The sequence below is a fragment of the Streptococcus periodonticum genome (assembly GCF_003963555.1).
GTDB classification, from domain to species: Bacteria; Bacillota; Bacilli; order Lactobacillales; family Streptococcaceae; genus Streptococcus; species Streptococcus anginosus.
Genome location: NZ_CP034543.1, coordinates 286,738 through 308,994, shown reverse-complemented (window position 1 = coordinate 308,994; position 22,257 = coordinate 286,738). Strand labels below are relative to the sequence as shown.

At 39.0% G+C, this 22,257-nt stretch carries 23 protein-coding genes; 3 read left to right on the top strand and 20 right to left on the bottom strand.

Annotated features, from left to right (window positions below):
• Positions 1-316 precede the first annotated feature (316 nt).
• The 5 genes from EHW89_RS09475 to nagA form a co-directional block, all read right to left on the bottom strand.
• On the bottom strand, positions 317-628 hold the full coding sequence (locus EHW89_RS09475; RefSeq protein ID WP_004224255.1) for a hypothetical protein: 312 nt from the start codon (positions 626-628) through the stop codon (positions 317-319).
• 9 nt (positions 629-637) lie between these two features.
• Positions 638-1,030: a hypothetical protein gene (locus EHW89_RS09470; RefSeq protein WP_224785098.1), complete on the bottom strand. Its 393-nt coding sequence runs from the start codon at positions 1,028-1,030 to the stop codon at positions 638-640.
• Positions 1,031-1,210: 180 nt separating this feature from the next.
• A complete protein-coding gene (locus EHW89_RS01585; protein ID WP_003025945.1) occupies positions 1,211-1,963 on the bottom strand; it encodes a DUF6261 family protein in 753 nt (250 codons plus the stop codon).
• A gap of 547 nt (positions 1,964-2,510) precedes the next feature.
• Positions 2,511-3,356, bottom strand: a complete 846-nt coding sequence (locus EHW89_RS01580) for an aldo/keto reductase (RefSeq protein ID WP_126466487.1) — start codon at positions 3,354-3,356, stop codon at positions 2,511-2,513.
• 314 nt (positions 3,357-3,670) lie between these two features.
• Complete coding sequence (gene nagA, locus EHW89_RS01575) at positions 3,671-4,825, bottom strand: N-acetylglucosamine-6-phosphate deacetylase (RefSeq protein ID WP_126466486.1); 1,155 nt, start codon at positions 4,823-4,825, stop codon at positions 3,671-3,673.
• 755 nt (positions 4,826-5,580) lie between these two features.
• On the opposite strand from nagA, the gene EHW89_RS01570 reads away from it, so the two are divergent.
• Positions 5,581-6,108: a hypothetical protein gene (locus EHW89_RS01570; protein ID WP_004224278.1), complete on the top strand. Its 528-nt coding sequence runs from the start codon at positions 5,581-5,583 to the stop codon at positions 6,106-6,108.
• A 636-nt stretch (positions 6,109-6,744) separates the two neighbouring features.
• On the opposite strand, the gene EHW89_RS01565 is transcribed toward EHW89_RS01570, so the two are convergent.
• The 12 genes from EHW89_RS01565 to EHW89_RS01510 all read right to left on the bottom strand — a co-directional run bounded on the left by EHW89_RS01565 (position 6,745) and on the right by EHW89_RS01510 (position 19,117).
• A complete protein-coding gene (locus tag EHW89_RS01565) occupies positions 6,745-8,376 on the bottom strand; it encodes a Na/Pi cotransporter family protein (RefSeq protein ID WP_126466485.1) in 1,632 nt (543 codons plus the stop codon).
• 158 nt (positions 8,377-8,534) lie between these two features.
• Complete coding sequence (rbfA, locus tag EHW89_RS01560; RefSeq protein ID WP_049516895.1) at positions 8,535-8,885, bottom strand: 30S ribosome-binding factor RbfA; 351 nt, start codon at positions 8,883-8,885, stop codon at positions 8,535-8,537.
• 80 nt (positions 8,886-8,965) lie between these two features.
• Positions 8,966-11,803 (bottom strand): translation initiation factor IF-2, encoded by a 2,838-nt coding sequence (infB, locus tag EHW89_RS01555; protein WP_126466484.1) that lies wholly within the window; start codon positions 11,801-11,803, stop codon positions 8,966-8,968.
• Positions 11,804-11,819: 16 nt separating this feature from the next.
• On the bottom strand, positions 11,820-12,119 hold the full coding sequence (locus EHW89_RS01550; protein WP_003033813.1) for a YlxQ-related RNA-binding protein: 300 nt from the start codon (positions 12,117-12,119) through the stop codon (positions 11,820-11,822).
• A complete protein-coding gene (gene rnpM / locus EHW89_RS01545; RefSeq protein ID WP_003025961.1) occupies positions 12,112-12,408 on the bottom strand; it encodes an RNase P modulator RnpM in 297 nt (98 codons plus the stop codon). Before rnpM ends, EHW89_RS01550 begins: the two co-directional genes overlap by 8 nt.
• Positions 12,409-12,420: 12 nt before the next feature.
• Positions 12,421-13,614, bottom strand: coding sequence for a transcription termination factor NusA (nusA, locus tag EHW89_RS01540; RefSeq protein WP_101749749.1), 1,194 nt, complete (start codon positions 13,612-13,614; stop codon positions 12,421-12,423).
• A 48-nt stretch (positions 13,615-13,662) separates the two neighbouring features.
• Positions 13,663-14,151 carry a ribosome maturation factor RimP gene (gene rimP, locus EHW89_RS01535; protein WP_126466483.1) on the bottom strand — a complete coding sequence of 163 codons (489 nt, stop codon included), beginning with the start codon at positions 14,149-14,151 and terminating at the stop codon, positions 13,663-13,665.
• Between the two features lie 250 nt (positions 14,152-14,401).
• Complete coding sequence (locus EHW89_RS01530; RefSeq protein WP_126468033.1) at positions 14,402-15,091, bottom strand: VIT1/CCC1 transporter family protein; 690 nt, start codon at positions 15,089-15,091, stop codon at positions 14,402-14,404.
• A gap of 771 nt (positions 15,092-15,862) precedes the next feature.
• On the bottom strand, positions 15,863-16,498 hold the full coding sequence (trmB, locus tag EHW89_RS01525; protein WP_126466482.1) for a tRNA (guanosine(46)-N7)-methyltransferase TrmB: 636 nt from the start codon (positions 16,496-16,498) through the stop codon (positions 15,863-15,865).
• Positions 16,495-17,292 carry a cell cycle regulator CcrZ gene (ccrZ, locus tag EHW89_RS01520; RefSeq protein WP_049508676.1) on the bottom strand — a complete coding sequence of 266 codons (798 nt, stop codon included), beginning with the start codon at positions 17,290-17,292 and terminating at the stop codon, positions 16,495-16,497. The genes trmB and ccrZ overlap by 4 nt, the downstream gene beginning before the upstream one ends.
• 50 nt (positions 17,293-17,342) lie before the next feature.
• Positions 17,343-18,389: an ABC transporter permease gene (locus tag EHW89_RS01515; protein WP_126466481.1), complete on the bottom strand. Its 1,047-nt coding sequence runs from the start codon at positions 18,387-18,389 to the stop codon at positions 17,343-17,345.
• On the bottom strand, positions 18,386-19,117 hold the full coding sequence (locus EHW89_RS01510; RefSeq protein WP_126466480.1) for an ABC transporter ATP-binding protein: 732 nt from the start codon (positions 19,115-19,117) through the stop codon (positions 18,386-18,388). Before EHW89_RS01510 ends, EHW89_RS01515 begins: the two co-directional genes overlap by 4 nt.
• Positions 19,118-19,185: 68 nt before the next feature.
• Here EHW89_RS01510 and EHW89_RS01505 point away from each other — a divergent pair, with 68 nt between their 5' ends.
• A complete protein-coding gene (locus EHW89_RS01505; protein WP_049517075.1) occupies positions 19,186-19,596 on the top strand; it encodes an HIT family protein in 411 nt (136 codons plus the stop codon).
• A gap of 9 nt (positions 19,597-19,605) precedes the next feature.
• On the top strand, positions 19,606-19,893 hold the full coding sequence (locus EHW89_RS01500) for a hypothetical protein (protein ID WP_126466479.1): 288 nt from the start codon (positions 19,606-19,608) through the stop codon (positions 19,891-19,893).
• A 46-nt stretch (positions 19,894-19,939) separates the two neighbouring features.
• Here the strand turns inward: EHW89_RS01500 and lytR are convergent, their stop codons facing one another.
• Genes lytR through tsaE form a run of 3 tightly spaced genes read right to left on the bottom strand, consistent with a single transcriptional unit; the run spans position 19,940 to position 22,016 of the window.
• Positions 19,940-21,055, bottom strand: a complete 1,116-nt coding sequence (gene lytR / locus EHW89_RS01495) for a glycopolymer--peptidoglycan transferase LytR (RefSeq protein WP_126466478.1) — start codon at positions 21,053-21,055, stop codon at positions 19,940-19,942.
• A gap of 6 nt (positions 21,056-21,061) precedes the next feature.
• Positions 21,062-21,583: a GNAT family N-acetyltransferase gene (locus EHW89_RS01490; protein ID WP_126466477.1), complete on the bottom strand. Its 522-nt coding sequence runs from the start codon at positions 21,581-21,583 to the stop codon at positions 21,062-21,064.
• On the bottom strand, positions 21,576-22,016 hold the full coding sequence (gene tsaE / locus EHW89_RS01485) for a tRNA (adenosine(37)-N6)-threonylcarbamoyltransferase complex ATPase subunit type 1 TsaE (RefSeq protein ID WP_003033807.1): 441 nt from the start codon (positions 22,014-22,016) through the stop codon (positions 21,576-21,578). The genes EHW89_RS01490 and tsaE overlap by 8 nt, the downstream gene beginning before the upstream one ends.
• Positions 22,017-22,257 lie beyond the last annotated feature (241 nt).

Genomic DNA, 22,257 nt, shown 5'->3' with positions numbered 1-22,257 from the left:
TTATCTATCTCTTCATCAACTATTTTCATGAAATTGTCAAAATTAATATCTACATAATACTCAATAAAATCCCTAAAATAATTGTCCGGAGTTGAAAACTGGGAATAAGGAATTTCTTTAATAGAATAATGAAAAATATTATTTCTAAATTGACTATCTCTAAGAAAATATTACCTTTTACGTAAATAGTAGTTTGTATTTTTTCTGCTAAACCAGAATTAATACTTTTGGAATATTTACTTAGAATTTTTGATAAAGAATTGACGCTAACTAGATAAGATTGGATTTTTGAACGATAGAATATATTACCTTTATTTTAGAATACTTTCGGGAATAAGCTATTTAGAAAATTGTTCTGACATAGAATATTGAATAACTGTAATTGAACTTCAAGTGGCAGATTCCCTAGTAAAATATCTTGCCTTCTGTTATCCATTAAAAACTTATCAATATGTCTTAATTTACAACTTGAAATATCCAGTTTCATTGCTGGATCTAAATTAAAATCTTTTTCAAAATTTGAAGTGACCGAATTGATAAAAGCAGACAGATCACGAGAATAATCAATAAAAATTGGTTCTATTTCTTGTTCCCACTTTTCTATAGTTGTAAATTTATTTAACCTCAAAATATATACTCATTTGACTAATGTTTCCATAAGGAATATCATCAATAGTAAAACTCCCAAATCGTGCTGCACAAAGCAATAAACAAAAAATTTTTGATAAAAATTATAGTTCGACTCTAATAGGCGCTTTCTTTCAACCGCACTATTACTTAACTTATTACAAGCTTTTGCAAATTTATTATCAGAATAGAGCTTCACGCCAATTCTAATTTTTTTCATCATGGTTACAAGGTTTACATCTCTGATGTTTGGTAATTCTAAAATGATTCCTTGTTCTTGAAACTTCTCAATCCAGCCTAAACAAATTGATGATAAAAACGGGAAAAGTGGTATGAATATCTCAGAATTATCAAAATCGTCGGTAAAATTAGTTATTATATATAAAATTTGCTTTGCTTCCATCGTTTCTTGTAATAGAAAGTATAAATGATATATTTCCCAATAATTTTTCTTCGTTCATAATAATTCGCTTCCCATTTTTCACTCACCTGCAGTTTCATCAAGTTTGTGTAGGTTTCTTTTGATAGAATTATACCACGAAACCACCAAAAATCCCCTAGAAATCATTCTAAGGGATTGACTTTACCCTGCCATCTCTGCCACTTGTTCCGTTTTTGCTTTCTTGCTTGGACTGGATAGGCGACGCTTGCTGTCGCGGATGGTGTTGAGGTCTTTGAGGAGTTTAGCAAAGTGGAGTTTTTCGGGATAGGCTTCTGCGGAGGCTGCGGTATAGCGCATAAAGAGGTCATAGATACGGGAGAGCTCGGTACGCAACTGCTTGGTTTTGCCGACTTCTTTGCTGGACTTGGCTGCACGCGCCAGAGTTTCTGCCCGGTCATAGTCTTCCTGAGCTGTTGCCACGGCGGTAAGCATCGGCAGAAGACCCAAGGTAGTCACTGCTGCATCATAAGGTTCCTCCTTGAGGGTTTTGAGGAGACTCTTGATTTCAGCAGTTGCGACATCGTTGGTATGCTTGGTGATGTCCTTATACTTCGCAAGGACTGGCGTTAGGGTTTCGTGGGCAGCTTTGAGATTGGGCTCCTTGATTTTGGCAAAGCCCCTATGCAAGGTAAACAGTCCGACTAGGGCACTGTCCCGCTCCTTATCCACTTCTGCTAGACTCAAGGTTTGTTTATTTTCTACGCTGGCCAACTGGGCTTGGAATTGCTCCAGCTTACTGTCAAAGACTTCAAGATGATCATCATACATAGCCTCATCCTTGTAGGACTTGGCAAAGCTAGTAAGAACCTGATGAGAGTCCGTCATCAAGCTCTCAAACTCACGGTTAGTAAAGTTGCTGTAAGGCAGGGGGCGAATGGTGTAGGTTTTTGTCATAATAATCCTTTCCAAAAACATGATAAAACAAGTATAGCATGTGGTGATAAATCTTTGACAAGGCTACTCTGAAATGTTATTTTTAAAACCCGAAAGAGCATTTTCCTCTTTTTCAAAGAAAAAAGACAGCAAAAATCCCCATCTGATTGCTAGTAAACCTTCCGACGGGGACTATTTGTCTATAAAAAGCGAATCATCCGATCATTCAAGACTTAGAATACCTAGAAACTTTAGTGATTAGTGTCATCCTAGACATAGAATGCCAATCAATTTTAGTAAATCCTGTCATTCGAGGGATAGATTATTTGGAAATTTTCATAAATAGGACTATCTGAAAGCTAGATTCCCTCTAAATTTTAGTAAGGAAGACGATTCGACTCCTAGATTGGAGTAGGACGTTGATAAATGATATTGACTGAAGCCTTGACTGCTTCTTTTCTTCCTTATCTTCCCACTCCCAGTAGCTCAATAACCTCCTCAATCAGCCCTTTGATTTCTTTATCGCACAGAAGAGAAAGTTTTGATTACAGTTTCAGTCAATCATCATCTAAAAATCCATCTTATCTGGATCTGGAGCGCCGCCTTCAAGACCTTGAATGTTTTTCAACACTTCTAGGTCTGCTGGACTGAGGGTAATGTCAAAGCAGTCCAGATTGCTCTTGATTCGCTCAGGCGTAACCGACTTGGGCAGGGGCAGGAAGCCCTCTTGCAGGCTCCAAGCCAGAGCGATTTGGGCGACAGATTTGCCGTATTTATCGGCCACAGCCTTGACTTCTTCATTGCGGAAAAGTTCCCCTTGACCGAAGGGACCCCAAGCCTCTAGGAGAATATCATGCTTACGACAATAGTCCACTGTTTCAGCCTGATAGACACCAGGCGCCAGACGAATTTGATTGACCGCAGGCAAAATACGCGCTGTCTCAAGCAGAGGCTCTAGGTGGTGAGGCAGGAAATTGCTGACACCGATAGCTCGGATTTTCCCCTCCCGATAGAGGTCTTCCATAGCCCGCCAAACCTCTGCGTTGCGCTGTTTCCAAGCGTCCTGCTCCCGCAAAGGTTTTGGATTGGGCCAGTGGATAAGATAGAGGTCCAGATAGTCCAGCTCCAAACGCTCTAAGGAGCGGGCAAAAGCTCCTTGAGTCTCCTCATAAGTATGATTACCATTCCAGAGCTTGGTCGTAATAAAGAGCTCTTCTCGCGGTATACCACTGCCTTTGATTGCACTACCCACACTTCCCTCATTCTTATAAACAGCCGCAGTATCAATGTGTCGGTAGCCTGCTTCAAGTGCTGTTAGCACCGCCTGATAGGCCTCTTCACCATCTTGAGCCTTCCAAGTTCCAAAGCCCAAAACCGGAATCTCTACACCATTGTTTAATTGATAACGTTCCATCTCCGTCTCCTTTATTAAGCAAGCAGGCAGCCCAGTCAACTACCCCTTCCAACAAAAAATCTATTTCTTAGCTTTCTTTTTCAAGGATTTGGGTTTAAAGACATTCTCCTTGGTTGGTGCCATTCCCCTGCCGAGAAAACTATAAGTAATAAAAGTTATGCCAACTACAATCATGAGTATACGACTCAGATAACCTCATTATATCACGCCCCTTATTGCAATTCAAATCCTTAAAAACCTTTTCTTAACTACATGTATTTTAAAAAGTAAAATGAAAAGAGTCGGTTTCCCAACTCTTTCAAGATAAAAAGATTCTATTTAGCTTCGTATCTCTTTTCGCCATCCAAGTAGGTCGCAACCAGTTCCAAATCCTTGTCCAACACAATGAAGTCTGCATCATGTCCTTCCTTGATTTGACCACAAACATCCTCAATATGAACAGATTTAGCCGGATTGAGGGTTGCCATCATAACTGCTTCGTGTGGATTAGCAATACCCCATTTGACAACGTTCTTTAACCCGTCTTTCAATTTCAAGATAGATCCTGCGAGGTTACCTGTTGATTTGAGTCGAGCAGTTCCGTTGGCGACCACTACTGGAAATTCGCCCAACATATAATCTCCATCTTCCAAGCCGCCTGCAGTCATACAGTCTGTAATGAGCGCTACATTTTCGTGTCCTTTTTGCTTCATCAAAATATCACAGGCTTTCGGATCTACATGGTGTCCATCGCAAATCAATTCCGCATAAGTATGAGGCAGCTCGTACATAGCTCCGACCATGCCAAGTTCTCGGTGGGTCAATCCACGCATTCCATTATAAGCATGAACCCAGACACTAGCACCCGCGTCCACAGCAACTTTTGCTTCTTCAAAAGTTGCATTTGAGTGTCCCAACGCAACCGTTACACCCTCATCTGTAATGGTACGGACAAAGTCTTCAACACCTTCTCGTTCTGGCGCCAGAGCGATTTTATTGAGCAAACCATTTGAAGCTTTTTGCCAAGCGCGAAATTCATCCATTCTAGGATCTTTCATATAGGTTGGATTTTGAGCCCCTTTATATTTTTCTGTAAAATACGGACCTTCAAAATAAAGCCCACGAATCTTAGCACCTGTCGCTTCTTGATAATGAGCACCAATATTTTCGGTCACATCTAGCAACAATTCAAAAGTTGAGGTCAAAGTTGTCGGTAAAAAACTGGTAACACCTGTTGACAACAGTCCTTCACTCATGGTGTGTAACGTTCCTTCGATATTATTGTCCATCACATCTACACCACCAAAGCCATGAATATGAGTATCTACCAAGCCTGGTGCAATAGAATAACCTGTGTAATCTATCACTTCCGCATCTGCTGGGATTTTTGTTACCCATTTTCCAAATTTGCCATTAACTAATTCCAGATAGCCACCTTGACGAATACCATGAGGATAGAAAAATTGATCTGCTTGAATGTATTTAGGCATAATAAAACCTCCTTCATTCGATGAGAGTTTATGTTAAGCTACTATTATTTTTAGCAACTGTAATTGATATTTTGAGTCACTCTCACATTTATTCATTATGTCCCTTTTATTATACCGCTTTCTTCTTTTTTTGTAAATGGTATAGACCTATTTACTGAGTTTTAGGTGATCCTGTAGGGATTAAATTTAACTCTTACACTACTGTTTATACTATTCAGCTACAGTATAATGAATTTGTGATACACGTCATTTTAACTAACAAGCTAAATAGTTAACCAGCCTCATATTGGAAAAATCTGGCTTTGATACTGTTTATTCTAAAAAAGATAATAATGTGGACACTACAATTTAAATTTTTGTTTGCTAGATAGTTTTTAATATTTAATTCATACCATTTCTATAATCGTCTTAATTCTTTTCCCATTGTTTGCAGATGATAATTGATATCTAATTCTGCAAGCCCTATCTATTTGTATAATTGATGTCATTTTACCTAGTGCGAAATAGATGGATCCTACCAAATAGGTTGATTTAGCTATTAAACTCCATCAAGTTAATACATTACTTTCTAATTATTTACACTTCTATGTTCTATCTTTTATTTGAATAATTGTCTGTATTGTGTTATAATAAATATGGAAAAAGTATTTTGTGTTGATTTTTGTCGCAAGGAGCTGATTCCCAATTTAAAAGAGACAAATCGGCTTTAAACGACTTTAGTCTGCGCCTAGCACACTTATCTTTGGAGGTGTATCATGAAAAAGAAAGTCTTTACAGTCGCTGTCTCCTTACTTACCATTCTGCTTTTAGTTGCTTGCGGTAATAATAAGAAATCAACAGACACATCATCTTCTGAAATACCCAAGACCAGTTCTAGTCAAAAAGCAGAACAAAGCTCAAAAACCATTGAATTTTCTACCACAGCTATTGACACAGTTATTTACGAAGGTAAAGGTGTCACACTTACCTATAAAGGGCTAGAAAAAGATGATTATGAATATACCCTTAAGTTAGCATATAAAAATACTTCCAATAAAGAATATGAAGTGCAAACTCGTAATGGTAAAGTCAATAATATTTCCAATAATGATGACCACAAAATTATCATTTGCTCTGATACCTTAAAAGCTTCTGCTACTTCTGAAGGTAGTATTAAATTACCAATAAATGCTTTAGAAGCAGCTAGTATTACCAAACCAAAAGTTTTAGAATGCAATTTAGAAGTCATTTATGATATTACAGAAACTGTTGCCAAAATACCAATTAAGGTAACTTTTGAATAATGCAGTAGGGCTAATTTATAGGTTTTCTTACATTATTTATGTATACCATTCAGCACACAGTGGTTAAACTAACTTTTGATATATTGTTCTAATAACAAACTAAACAACTAGCCAGTCCTCGCTTAATGAGGACTGGTTTTTATATGACTAGTTTCAGAGCAGATTTCGTTACCACTAGTTATGACAAGCCCTCATCACAGTGATGTTTTCATCAAAAACATAAGTTTATCTTACAAAACATACCAAAAACTTTTCTAAACCAATATCCACAATCCACTGATAACTAGCAATAAGAGGTTCGAATAGTTTAACAAATGCAACTTTACAAGAAAGATTTAATCAAAAGTAAAAAGTATATTTCGAAATTTATATTTTTCTCCTTGATGAACTGGTTTAGAGTTTGTAAGTTTTGATAAAGATAAACTGTGACATCTTTCAAGTTCTACTCTACCTCTATTTGCTCTATCACATTGGATTGATAACAGAGTCAAGCCAGTATTACAGCACAGATGTTCCACTTTTTCTTGTGTACCCAACTTGATCTCACAGAGTCATTATTAATAAACTTTCTACTTGATCATACAAGATAAGTAGGGTACAAAAAAATAAACCGCACCAGCAGTTTATTTCTCATGATTATATTTGTTCCGCTTGGACCTTTTCCGCTAAGTTCATGGCGTGATCCGCTACTCTCGTATAGTGAGAGATGATATCAATAAAGTTCACCCCAGCTTGCGTAGAGCATTCACCTCTGTTCAGACGATGAATGTGCGTTTTCCGTAGCTTTCGTTCCATTTTATCAATCGCTTCATGCTTAGCCACCAAACTATTGGCCAATTCAATATCATTATCTTCTACAGACTTCAATGATTCTTTTATGAAGCTGAGCGTCATATTGTAAATCAAATCCAACTCTTGCAAAGCTGCTGGAGAAAATTCTACTTTTTTACGGCGAATATAGTCTGTCAAGTTAATCAATGCCTCGCCATGGTCTCCAATTCTTTCCAAATCGCGTGAAGAGTCCAAAATATTGGTCAAGACTTCACTTTCTTTTTGACTCAGAGGCTCACTGGATAAATCGATCAGATAGCGCGTCAAATCTTCATCAATCTTATTGATAGCTTCTTCTGTTTTATGCCCTTTATCTGCTGATTTTTCAGTGTTATTTACAATATAATCATAAGCTAGCTCAAATGAGCGCATTGCATAACTTCCTAAATGCAGCAATTCTTTTTTTGCATTTCCTAAAGCAAGCGATGGAGCTTGTTTAATCAAAATCACATCCAAATAAAGCGGCTCGTATTTCACGACTTCATCTTCACCTGGGATCAACTTCGTTACCAAAGTAGCCAGCAAGCCAATGAATGGAAACTGAATAATGGTATTGGTGACATTAAAAGTTCCGTGAGCAAAGGCAATGGTCATTTCTGGACTTAAATGGAGAGCTGTTTGAAACCACTGAATCAAGCTTGTAAATGGACCTAAAACGATCAAGCATAAAACGGTACCAACCACGTTAAACATTACATGAGCACCTGCCACACGTTTTGCTGCAATATTGGCACCTAAGGACGCAATAATCGCTGTAATCGTTGTCCCGATATTATCCCCAAAAAGAACTGGCAAAGCTCCTTTTAGCTCAATCAAGCCACTTGCATACAGATTCTGCAAAATCCCAATGGTAGCAGACGAAGCTTGAATGAGCAATGTAATCCCTGTTCCTACAAACACACCAAGGACTGGATTTCCACTTAACTTTATCATATATTCACGAAAAGCATCTAAATTTTTCAATGGCTCCATAGCGCCACTCATCAGATTTAAAGCAAAGAAAATCCCACCGACCCCAAATAAGACACGACCAATATTATTGATAGAGCGCTTTTTGGTAAAGAAGAGACAGACTGCTCCTAAAAAGAGAATGGGTAAGGCATAATCACCTAGCTTAAAACCAATAATAAAGGAGGTCACTGTCGTTCCGATATTGGCTCCCATGACAATACCAATCGCTTGCTTCAAAGTCAATAGTCCAGCGCTTACCAGTCCAACCGTAATAACTGTCACACCCGAACTTGATTGAATCAGAGCTGTTAGACCAATCCCAACTAGAACGCCAAAAAATGGATTGCTTGTATATTTATCAATAAAATAACGAAGCCGATCACCTGCAGCCTGCTGCAAGCCATCTCCCATCATTCGAATACTATATAGAAAAAGTCCTAAACCGCCTAAGAAGCTAAATATAATTTGCTGCCAATTGATGGACATCTTGTTCCCTCCGAAAATGTGTAGCGGATCATCTCCTTTTCTATTTTAATGGATAATGGAAAAAGTAACAAGCCTTTTTTAGCATTTTTATCAAAAAAAGAAAGAAAAATAGAATTTCCTTTCTTTTTTAAATATATTGATATAGCTAAAATCACGTTTTATTTTTGTTCTAAATCGCGGAGCATTTGGTCAATTTTATTCCCATATTCAATGGATTCATCTTTGATAAATGTCAAATCAGGAATTTTATACATCTTCAAATTGTGACCCAATTCACGTTTGATGGTTCCTTTGGCTTTTTCTAAACCAATTTGAGCTTTTTCTTGCTCCGAAGCAAGGTTACTCATCAGTGTGTAGTACACTTTTGCCATTGACAAGTCGCCTAACATTTGCACATCTGTAATGGTAATTCCTTGAACACGCGGATCACGAACTTTTTTTTGCAAGATTTCATTGACTTCACGTTTGATTTCCATGCCCACACGATCCACACGAAATTGATTTGCCATGATATCTCCTTTCACTTACTTTAGAAAAAGGTTGAGGCAGACTTCAATAAATCATAGTCTGTCTCTCTTCCATTCATATCTTATTTTGTGATTTCTTCCATGATGTAGGCTTCAATCATGTCGTCTACCTTGATGTCATTGTAGTTCTCAACCATAAGACCACCTTCTTGCCCATTGCCAACTTCTTTCACATCATCCTTATAATGTTTGAGGCTAGCAAGCGCACCATCAAAGATGACAACACCATCACGAATCACACGAACCTTAGAATCACGCGTTACTTTACCGCTAACCACCATAAAGCCACCAATGGTACCGACTTTAGAAACCTTGAAGGTTTCACGGATAACAGCTTCACCGATAATTTTTTCTTCGTATTCTGGGTCCAACATCCCTTTCATAGCATCTTCTACTTCTTCGATGACTTTATAAATAATGCTGTGAAGACGAATTTCGACATCATCAGCTTCTGCTTGTTGACGAGCTTGTGGAGTCGGACGAACGTTGAAACCAATGATAAAGGCATTTGAAGCTTCTGCAAGAGTCACGTCCGACTCGTTAATCGCACCAACTGCTGAGTGAACAATTGTTACTTTAACACCTTCCACTTCAATCTTCTGAAGGGAAGCTGTCAAGGCTTCGGCAGAACCTTGCACGTCTGCTTTGATAATGACATTGACAGACTTGACTTCACCAGCTTTAAGGGTATCAAAGAGATTTTCCAAACTAACACGATGCGTTGCTTGACGTTGTTTCATGAGAGCACGTTTTGCACGTTCTTCACCAGCTGCACGCGCTGCTTTTTCATCTTCATATACGGCAAAATGGTCACCAGCCATTGGTGTTTCATTTAAACCTGTGATAGATACTGGTGTCGATGGCCCCGCAACTTTCACTCGGCGTCCACGGTCATTGGTCATGGCACGTACACGTCCAAAGGTATTTCCGACAACGATTGGATCCTGCACATTCAAAGTACCTTGTTGAACGAGCAGAGTTGCCACTGCACCTTTTCCTTTATCCAAGCGCGCTTCGATAACCGTACCAATTGCGCGAACCTTTGGATCAGCTTTTAGCTCTTGAATTTCAGCTACAAGGAGAACGGTTTCGAGCAGTTCATCAATATTTTGGTTGAACTTAGCTGAGATTTCGACAAATTCAGAATCACCGCCCCAAGCAGTTGACATAACGCCATATTCAGCTAATTCACCGATAACCCGTTCAGGATTAGCACCTGGCTTATCAATCTTGTTAATCGCTACAATAATTGGTACATTTGCTGCTTTTGAGTGGTTAATCGCTTCAATCGTTTGAGGCATGACTCCATCATCTGCTGCTACGACAAGAATCGTAATATCTGTGACAGAAGCACCACGTGCCCGCATAGAAGTAAAAGCCGCATGCCCTGGTGTATCAAGGAAGGTAATTTTCTTACCATTTTCTTCAATCTGGTAAGCACCAATATGTTGTGTAATCCCACCTGCTTCACCTGTAGCAACACGAGAATTACGCAAGGTATCCAAAAGTGTTGTTTTCCCATGGTCAACGTGTCCCATGATGGTCACAACTGGCGGACGCTCTACCAAGGCATCTGGATCAAGATAATCATCATCCACAAAGAAACGATCAATATCTGCATTGTCCACTTCAACTTTAGCATGAGCTTCAATACCATAATCCACCATGAGGAGTTCAATGGTATCACTATCTAACGATTGGTTTTGGGTCGCCATGACTCCCATCATAAAGAGTTTCTTGACAATTTCGGCTGGTTCACGTTTAATCCGTTTTGCAATTTCTGCAACGGTCATACCTTCTGTGTATTCAAATTCTTTAGGCAATTCATGGAACTTGCGTTCTGTAACTGGTTTTGGAGTTGGAGTGTTATTCCGATTGTTCTTGCCTTTTTTATTTTTCTTGTTATGATTCCAATTACTATTCTTTTGATTTCTCACTTGATTTTGACTGCTTCGATTCTTTTGTTGTTTTCTTGGACCATCTTCTTCACGATCAAAGTCATCGCGCTTCTTGTCTGGCCGGGCTTGTTTTTTACGACGAGTGTCAACTGCGGGAGTTTGACTCGCTTCAGGAGCAACTTGGGGCTGTGGAGCTGGCTTTGTTGCTTCCACGATAGGCGCTGCTGCTTTGAATAATTCTTCTACAGGTTCTTTCCGTTTATTCTGCTCGCGTTGAGCTGCTTTCGCAGCCTGAGCTTGTTTGAAACGTTCTTCACTACCACGAGCGTATTCAGCATTTTGTTCAGCTTTCAGAGCTGCTGCACGTGCTTTAAAATCAATGCGTGGCCCTTGATCCGTTTGAGGGCGATTTTGATTTGCAACATGTGAACGATTTTGCCCTTGGCGACGATTGTCTTGGTTTCGATGATTGCGGTTGTCGCGTTGTTCGTTGCGATTTCCTCGGTCATTGCGATTTTGATTGCTTCGATCATTACGCTGATTACGTTCATCTCGATTTCGTTTATCGCCATTTTGTTGTTTTTGCGGACGATTGTCTCGCTGTTTATTTCGTCGTTCTGCCTGTTCTTTCGCTCTTGCCTCTCGTTCAGCCTTAAAATTACGACTTTTTGGTTTTGCAGACGCCGACTTCGCTTCCACTTCCGACTTTTGCGTCGGAGCTACTGCCTTCGGCTCTGCTTTCTTCTCAGCCTCGGTCGTTTCTTTCACTGCCGTTGGAGCTGACGGTTGCTCTTTAGGCAACGATTGAGTCGGCTTTTGAGTCGTTTCTTTTTTAGGAGCTGCTGCTTGAGAAAAGCTAGCTGTGATACGTGTTGCTATTTCACTTTCCACGCTGCTGGCATGACTTTTTACCTCAATACCAAGCTCTTTTGCACGCGCCACAATTTCCTTGCTTTCTTTTCCCAGTTCTTTCGCGATTTCGTACAATCTTACTTTAGACAAATCTTGTCCTCCTCTTCTATTCCATAAGAGACCTCATTTTCTTTGTAAATCCAGCATCAGTGATGGCAAGCACTTTTCTTGCCTTGCCTACTGCAGTGCTTAATTCCAGTGTTGAAAACACGGTTGATACTTCTACTTTATAGTAATGACTTTTATCAGTAATTTTCTTGGTCAAATTTGGAGCAGCATCATTGGATAAAAAGACTAACTTTGCTTTCTTATCTTGTATTGCCTTAACAACCAATTCTTCACCCGATATGATGCGACCTGCTCGTTGTGCTAAGCCAAGTAAATTTGCTAGTTTTTGCTTATTCAAGACCTAACTCTCTTCTTTTGACCTTGTGATCCACGTAAGCAATCAGTTCATCGTAAAAATCGTCTTCCACTTCCATATTGAAACTGCGATTAAAGACTCGTTTTTGCTTAGCTTGAAGCGCTTCTTCATTATCAAGTTTGATATAAGCTCCACGTCCGTTCGCCTTACCTGTCGGATCAATGAAAATTTGACCTTCTTTATTTTTGACAATGCGGAGTAAATCACGCTTGTCAATGATTTCGTTAGAAACTACTGATTTTCGTAAAGGGATTTTTCTTGTTTTTGCCATTCTTTCCCTCCTTTAGTCTGCTGCTTCAACTTCACTTTCCACAAATTCTGTTTCTACAGGACTTTCAACTGCTGTAAATTCTTCTACTTCTTCAGCAAATCCGCCGAGTTCACCAGCTTCTTCCATAGCTTCAAATTCACTTGCAGATTTGATGTCAATTCTGTAACCTGTCAAATGAGCTGCCAAGCGTACGTTTTGTCCGCGACGACCGATTGCAAGAGACAATTTGTTATCTGGCACAACGACAAGAGCATGCTTGCTATCTTGACTGTCAAAGATAACTTGATCCACTTCTGCCGGAGCAATCGCATTGTAGATGAATTCAGCAGGATCTGCTACCCACTCAATCACATCGATGTTTTCTTCAATAGGAATCATACGGTCTGATTTTGCATCATACTTAGCTGGATGAAACTTGCTGGTGATTTTCTTGATGTTTGCGCCACCACGTCCAACGATTGTACCAATTGCATCTACATTTGGGTTGTGACTGCGTACCGCAACCTTGGTTCGATCACCCGCTTCACGAGAAACGCTCATGATTTCAACCGTTCCGTCATAAACTTCAGGAATTTCTTGCTCCATCAAGCGTTTAATCATCTCTGGATGACTACGGCTAACAAAAACATTCACACCGCGAGGATTGTCCTCAACCTTATAAACAAAAACTTCAATGCGATCATGTGAAGCAAAGACTTCTCCAGGAATTTGGTCTTGTTTAGACAACTGCGCTTCAATGCTACCAAGATTGACATAGATGAAACGATTGTCAAAACGTTCGACTGTTCCTGACATGATTTCATTCTCATGTTCTTTGTACTTATTGTAAGTAATTGCCCGCGTTTGTTTGCGCATTTTTTCCATAATTGTTTGCTTAGCAGATTGAGCTGCTACCCGACCAAATTCAGCCGGTGCTTCTTCAAATTTGATTTTATCACCAAGTTCATAAGCCGAGCTAATGGCAAGAGCATCTTTTAAGCTGATTTCCAAACGGCTATCAAAAACTTCGTCCACCACTTCACGAACGGTATAAACACGAAAATCTCCTGTTTTTTCATTAAATTCAATAGCTGCGCTATCTGCTTGACCATAACGGCGACGATAAGCGGAGCGCAAGGATTCTGTCACTGCTTCGATAATGTCTTCTTTTTTAATCCCTTTATCTTCTTCCAAAATGCGGAAGGCCTCTAGCATTTCTTTACTCATGTCTTTTTCGCTTTTGTAAAAACAAAAGCAATCCTTTCTTTTTTCTTACTAAAATTTTACTGCTAATCTTGCTTTGGATACTAGCTTGTAAGGAATTTGAACAACTTTCTTACGCGTCTTATCCATATATTCCATTGTTAAACTATCTTCCTCAAAAGAAAGCAATGTTCCTTCAAAGGTTTTACTTTTATTAACTGCTTGATACAGACTAACATGGATATATTGCCCAACTGCATCTGCTAATTGTTCTTTCGTTTTCAGCGGACGTTCCAACCCTGGGCTAGTTACTTCAAGAAAATACTGCTCAGGAAAGGGATCCGGCTTAATCATATCTAAAAGTGGACTGATGATGTCCGTCAATTCTGCCGTATCATTTACAGTAATTCCTCCCGGCTTATCTACAAAAATACTAAGAACATGGTCGCTCCCCATCATACCGTACTCAATATCCACTAATTCATACGGTTCTTGAACGACTGGTTCAACAACTTCTTTTACTAATTTGACAATCGTTGTGATAAGACTACACCTCCTCACAGATAAGAGGCGAAGATATTTCCTCGCCTCTCTTTCATATTCGTTATCTACATTATAGCATAAGAAAAAGGAAAATACAAGAAAATTTATTCTTGTATTTTATTTGATGCTATTATACTTATCAATCGTAAGAAAATTGATTGATTTCAGCATTGTGGTTGACAGATAATTCTAAAAAGAATTGACTATAAAGTCAAATAGAATAACCTACAATCAAAATCACTCCTCATAAAGGTTTTTTATTTCGAAATTAAATAGCAAATAATTGACCTACAAGATAAGTTACTGTCATAGTCAAAAGTCCAATGACTAAGTTTCGAATCATGGCATTTTTTATCGGTGCTTTTCCTAACTTGGCACTGGTGTATCCCGTTCCCAATAGCGATAAAGCAACGATGACTACTGTCGCCGGAATTCTATAACTAGCAGAAAAGAAGACAATGCTCAGCATGGGAAAGATAGCTCCTGTTACAAAAGCGATAAAGCTGGAGATTGCTGCATGCCAAGGATTAGTAAATTCTTCCACTTCAATACCATACTTTTCCGCTACCAAAGCTTTGAGAGGATCCTTTAAAAAAGCTCGATTCGTTAAAAGCTGGGCAGAAGTCTCACACTCGCCATTCTGGATATAAGCTGCATAGAGCGACTGCCTAGCAATATCTGGATTTTTCATTAAAAGATCTCGCTCTCTGACAACTGCGGCCTCCTCCGTATCCTTTTGAGTGGAGACAGATACATATTCACCACCTGCCATGGAAAAAGCTCCCGCAAAGACTGCTGCTAACCCAGAAAGAAAGATAATCCAAATACTTTCTGTCGCACTTGCTACCCCTATTACCACACCCGCGATAGAAATAATACCATCATTGGCCCCCAATACTCCAGCTCGCAAAATATTAAGCCGACCGCTAAAATTCTTATCAATCTCTTGTTCTCTCATCATCGTCAACCTTCTCTTTTTTCTTTATTTAGAATTATTATAAATAAAAACTTAATCAAGCACAAGAGAAAAGAACAAAATGAGAAAAGTTCTACTATTTAATAAAATTTCTTGAACATCTACTTGGACAGCAACGTTTTACTTTTTAGCAAGCTCAAAACAAGACCATTCTACCAAATCACACACACACATATATATATACATATGTATGTATAATAAGAGATCATCCGATTGATACCAAAATCTTCTACAATGTCCTGAATCGTAAATTTTGTTAATAGCTTTTATAACAAAATGTTTAAATGAAGCTTCTAAAGTTCATTTTGTCGCTTGAGACATTCTTTTGCTCCTCTTGTTTTTTAGCAATCTTTTCTCCTGAAAATCAGAAAAGGGAGTGGGACAGGAGGCTGGGACAAAAGTCCGACCTCAAATATAAAAAGCGAACAAAACTAGTTTTCTGGTAATCAGAATTCTACTTTGTTCGCTTTTCGCATTTAATTATAGATTTGAGGGGCTTAATAATTAAGATTTTTAAAAATTGAAATCTTTTTGTTCCAAACTCTCGTAGTCCCACCCCCGCAAGGGTGCTTAAACAGTTATCAAGCTGTTTAAGGTTGCAGATGAAGAAAACGAAGTTTTCGCCAAAAGTGTTCTTCCGAGCTTGAACAGCGAATGAAGAGCCCAATCACCTACTGCGTTATTCGTTTATTACTAAATCTGATAGAAGCTGGGATACTTTTTGCCCAGCCTCTTTCAATTATCTATTTCACCTTAAAACTCTGCCTCAACCCGATAGATGACTTGACCTTTGTTGGCAAATTTTTGCTCATATTCCGTCATCACATTATTCTCAAAGTCGCTCGCGTGCAAATCCAACCAAACGCCATTTAGTTTCATGCCGTATTGAGAAAAACTCACCAAGCTATATTCAAAGAGACCACGATTATCTGTTTTGAAATGAATCTCACCATGTTCTGGTAAAATTTGCTTAAAGGTATCGAGAAAAGATTTGTAGGTCAAGCGCCGTTTTTCATGGCGTTTCTTGGGCCAAGGATCAGAAAAATTCAGATACAAACGATCAATCTCTCCATTTTCAAAGTAGTTGGTCAGGTCAGAACCATCTACCCAAAGGAGCTTGATATTAGGAACATCAGCTACTAAAACCTTATCCAAGGCGTAACTCAAAACAGATTTTTGAATATCAATTCCGATATAGTTAATTTCTGGATGAGCTTTTGCCATTTCTGAAACAAACGTACCTTTCCCACTTCCCACTTCAATATGAATAGGGTGCTTATTCCCAAAAATCTCATGCCACTTGCCCTTTGCTTCAGCAGGATTTAAAATCACATATTGCGGGTTTGCTTCTAGTAATTCCGTTGCGCCTTTGCGATTTCTAACTCTCATGACACCTTTCTTCCGTATTTTGAGCGGAAGTTGCGCAAGGCATAAATCTCCCGATTCACATTTTCCAAGTCTGCATTTTCATAATACTTCGCAATCTGACATAGGTAAGCATACTGACCATACCAGTATAATTTCTTCAATACCGTTTCATTATAGCGATAGCCATAGTAGGTCAACCATTCTTTCCAACGCGCTTCTGGAATATAATGACTTAACATATGGGCCACATCAAACATTCGATCTGTCAAACGCACAGAATCCCAATCTACCAAATACACCAAACCGCTGTCCGTTTCAATCCAATTACTATGCCGAACATCTCCATGTACAATCGTTGCATAATCCTCACGAAATTGCGGCAGATTGCTACGCATATCTCTTAAAACAGACCGTAAATATTGATTATTGCTAAGTGCGATTGGAGCATGTTCCAACCAGGATTCCACTAAATCTGCTGGCGTTTCCAAAGCATAACCCAGCCGACGCAGTTGTGTCATCAAGGGACGTGAGCGATGCAAACGCGTCAAAATATTTACAATTTGCTTTTTGTCCATTTCAGCTGGTGTCAAGATCTTTCCTGACAGCCACTCTTGCGCACTCATAACGTTGCCGTCTGCCATGCGACGACTCCACAATAATTGCGGTGCGATTTGTTCTCTAGCTAAACCTACTAAGATTGGGGTTGTATTCATCTTGACGAAAACGCGCGCCCCATCTGGATAGGTGCCCATGTAGGCTTTCCCACTTTTACCTGCAATTGGTGTCAGAGTTAGCTCATTATCAACCAAGTCCATTGTTCCCCTCCGTAAAAAGTTTCCTATCTATTTTACTAATTTTACTTCCTTTAGTCAACCAAACTTCTTAATTTGAATGGTAAATAAATGACATAGAGTAGCAATGTGATTCCTATCATAAAAAGCAAAGCTACTCTATCTTGGAAAAACAGCAAAGCCATCATTGTTTCCACAAAAAGCACGCTGTAGCCAATAAGAGCAATCACTTGTTTCACTCCTTTTAACTTTGAGTTGATTTCTAAAGGGAATAAGAACGTCAAATATTGGTAATCAAAGGCATGGTACAAGGCTGTCAACTGAAATAGCAGGAGATAATTTAACAATGCCACAAATATGGCAGCAATCCACGATTGACTGATAAAACCAATTCCCAAAAGAGACAGAAACAGCAACCGTATAGTCAAGGCAAGAAAATCACCATTTCGTAAATAAGAACGCAAATATATATTTTGCCAAGTAGTTGACTGTCTTTTTGGTAGAATATTTGTCAAACCATCAAGATACGCACGGCGTTTCACACTATTAGAAATTCCTTTGACATTGGTAAAGAGAGCAAAGAAACGTAGGATTGTCTGCTTACGTCTTTCTTCATAAGCAATGAGATAGCTCCAATTCACCCCTGCACCCTGGTAAAATTTTTGACTTTTCTGCAAAAATACGAACCATTTTGCTATCAACATAAGAAAAACAAGAATAAACCAGCCCCAAAGCGGCATGCCTAAGGCAAGAAAAAGCGGTACTAATAGTAACAACACAACGGTTTGAAGCAAGGCCCATAATCGATAAGATAAACGCGTTTGTTCTTGTAGGTAGCTTTTTAATTCCTCCTCTTTGACTAACAAAAATAAACTATCTGGTTTTTCCATATAAGTCGCAATTCGTCCCAAAGGCAATAATAAGAACAAAAGAACCACTAAAGCAAGAATGATTGGCAGGTGATTTTTAGGAAAATTTCGTAACAGTTGACTGTATTGAACAGCTAAAAAGCCAATAAAGACCAATAAAAAGAGGACAAAATGGTCATTAAAAACATAGCGTGAATACTTCAAACATTGATTGCGAAATACTTGCCTGCGCTTTTGAAACAGATTTCTCATAGGCTCGCCTCTTCTGTCAAAGCTAGATAAATGTCATTGAGACTAGCTTCTGGCATGGCAAATTCTGCTTGTAATTCTGCTAAATTGCCTTTAGCTCGGATTTCTCCCTTATGCAATATCACGAATGAATCACACATCTTTTCTGCCGAATCCAGCACATGCGTACTCATAAGAATTGACTTGCCTTTTGCCTTTTCATCCTCCAAAAGCTCTATCAAGTCAGCAATGGCAACTGGATCAAGTCCTAAAAATGGTTCATCAACGATAAAAAGGCTGGGGTCAACCACAAATGCACAGATAATCATGACTTTTTGCTTCATTCCTTTAGAAAAATGCACCGGAAACCAATCTAATTTTTCTTTCAAGCGAAACATCGTCAATAATTTCTCCACGCGCGCAAAAGCCACCTTTTGCTCCACATCATAAGCCATAGCAACCGTTTCAATATGCTCGCGCAGCGTTAATTCCTCATACAAACTAGGTGTTTCCGGAATAAAACCAATTTTCTTACGATAAGCCGTAGGACTGTCTTGCAGTTTGGCACCGTCAATTAAAATTTCACCTTTATAAGGAGTTAAAAGTCCGATAATTTCATTGATTGTAGTGGATTTACCCGCACCATTCAAACCAATCAACCCCACCAGTTCCCCATTTCCTACTGTGAAACTGATGTTTTTTAAAACAGGGATATTCACATAGCCCCCTGTAAGCCCTTTTATTTCTAACATATTTTCTCCAAATTCTGGTATAATGTTCTTATATTATAACAAAATCTAGCAAAGTAGAGGTAAATTTGATGGCAGATTGCATTTTTTGTAAGATTATTGCAGGAGAAATTCCAGCTTCTAAAGTATATGAAGACGATGAAATTCTAGCATTTTTAGACATCTCACAAGTAACGCCCGGACATACCTTGGTTGTCCCTAAAAAACATTTCCGCAACATGCTTGAAATGGACGGTGAAGCTGCCAGTCAACTCTTTGTACGCATTCCAGATATTGCTCGTAAAGTGATGAAGGCGACTGGTGCAAAGGGGATGAATATCATCAATAACAACGAAGAAATTGCCGGTCAATCTGTCTTCCATACACATGTCCATTTAGCACCACGCTATACAGAAAATGATGATTTAAAACTGACTTTCGTGGCGCACGAACCAAACTTCCCTGCTCTTGCAGAATTAGCCGAAAAAATTTCAAAAGCATAAGGAGAAACCATGAAACTTAGTAATCTATTATTATTCACCGGTGCAGCTGCAGCCAGCTTTTTCCTTGTTAAAAATAGAGAAAAACTCATGAACGAGGCTGTTGAAAGTTATGAGCTAATGGACAGGGTTCAAGACAATCTACAAAATATTCAACGAAATCTCCAAGTCGTTCAAGAGCAAAAAGACAATCTCCAAACAATTTCACAGGATTTGACTTACCAATTCAAACTTTTTGAGCAAGACGCTACTGCTCGACTTCAACAAATTCAAGATATCTGGAAGGCTCACATCAACTAAGAAATAAAAAAGAATTTAGACACACGCTAAATTCTTTTTTATTATGTCATTGTCCGTATTGACCGTAATACTGTCCATTTTGGTCTGTTCCATAAGGATTGCTGGAATACGCAGAAGAATCAGCAACACCAGTTGTTGCGCCATTTCCTGACTGACTGGAACTAGGAGCGGCACTGCCATACAATTCTTCATATAAAACTGCATTGGTTTCCAATTCAGTCACTTCGTCCAAGCCAAGCGATTTTCTCAGAACATTTTGCATTTCCAACATATGCTCCGAAGTTACGATTTGGTAAGATCCACCGTCTGGTAAAGTGGCCCCCTCACCTTTCAATTGTTTACTTTCAATATTTTTAAAAGCATCTTGGTAACCTAATAATTGCGGAATGCTACCCGAAGACAACTCAACATTGGTCTGCATATTGTTGCTAACAGCTTTTAAAATTGCTTGATAGTGGCTGACACTGTTTAAGCTCAGCACTTTTTGGATCACTTTTTGAATGACTTCTCGTTGACGCTTTTGACGACCATAATCTCCTTCTGGATCTTGATAACGCATGCGAGAATAAACAAGTGCTTGATCACCATTGATGTGCTGTTTACCCGGCTCAACAACTGCTTTGTATTCTGGTTCATTTTCTTCAATCGAAATAGGGAAACCAAGTGTGTTATTGACCGTGATACCGCCAACAGCATCAACCAATTGTACCAGACCTTTCATATTGATAAGCACATAGCGGTCAATGTGAATATTCATCATCTTTTGCACTGTGGAAATAGCTAGCTCAGCTCCACCATTTGCATAAGCCGCATTAAGCTTTGCTTGCATGGTTTCATCGCCATTTTTTATATTGGTGAGAATATCCCGCTCCAAACTCATCATCGTGGTCTTTTTTGTTTTAGGATTGACCGTCATGAGAATCATGGAGTCACTATTTCCAGCCCACCGATCTGAGCGTGAACCACTACCCGTATCCACCCCCATTAAGAGCAAGGTAAGCGGTTTGGTAGCTGCAATAACATCTGTATCTTTCCCAAAGCTCTTGTAAGTCTTAGACAATACATCCGTTGATTGGTTATAAATCGTAAATCCATAAACGCCTAGTCCTGCAACTGTTACAAGACACAAGCTTAAAAACATTAAGATAATTTTTTTTAACATATTATTCTAATCTATCAGTTTTCCCATTAGGTAAACATCAAGAAATTTCCCTTCTGCAAGATAGGCTCCTCTTTTTTGAATGCCCTCAATCTCAAACCCAAACGCTTGATACAAATGAACAGCACGTTCATTTCTGACTTGTACGGTCAATTCTAATCGTCGAATCACTCCAGAATTCTCTGCCCAGTCTATCGCTTCTTCTAGAAGAAATTTCCCTAAGCCTTGACTCCAAAATACTCTTTTAACCACGATAAAGACCTGCCCGATATGACGAATTCGCTCATGAAAATCAGCTGTAATGCTCACAAGCCCAGCAATTTCATTTTCTAATAGTGCAATTAGATAAATCTGGTTATCTGACGCGGCTTGATGTTGAATGAATGCTCTCATCTGCTCTTCTGTCATCAAAATCCCTGCGTCATCTAATGTCATGTAATCTGACTCTTGCCCAACCTGATTAAGAAAATCAATTAAAGATTTGGCATCTTGAGGTTCTGCTTCTCTTATAACTAGCTCTAACTCAGCCATTGACAAATTCCTCAAGCAGTTTCTCAGCTCGATGTCCTTTTGCGTCAAAGACCAATTCTCGACCATCACTTTTTCTTAAAATTGTCAATTTGAGATAGTCACTTGGCAAACTATCTCCCAACAATTCGCCCCATTCAATAACCGTCACTCCATCTCCAAAGAGAAAATCGTCTAAATCAATAGAATCTGGATCTTCCCCAATGCGATAAACGTCCAAATGATAAAGCGGCAGGCGTCCGTCATATTCTCGTACAATAGTGTAGGTCGGACTTTTAATCATTTGTTTGATACCCAGTCCACGCGCTAAACCTTTGGTGAAGGTTGTTTTCCCAGCACCCAAGTCACCCGTTAAAATCAAAACATCTTGTTTTCGGAGTAAAGCGCCTAATTTCTCGCCCCACGCCATCAACTCATCTTCATTATGGCTAAACATTCTTTTATTATACCAGAAGTTTTCATTTTCTGCTGAAATTTAACAAAAGAAAAGAGGCTGGGGCAAAAGTCCTTAACCTCGTCAGATTTTTATGAGTTTCTTGCAAGTCGCAGTGGTTGAGTGGGTTCTATTCGGTTGATAAATAAACCTTTACATCCCTACTCAACTGTGCGGGGGTGGGACGACAAAATCAAATTTCTTCGAAATTACCGATTTTTGTCCCACTCCCGATTTTTCAATC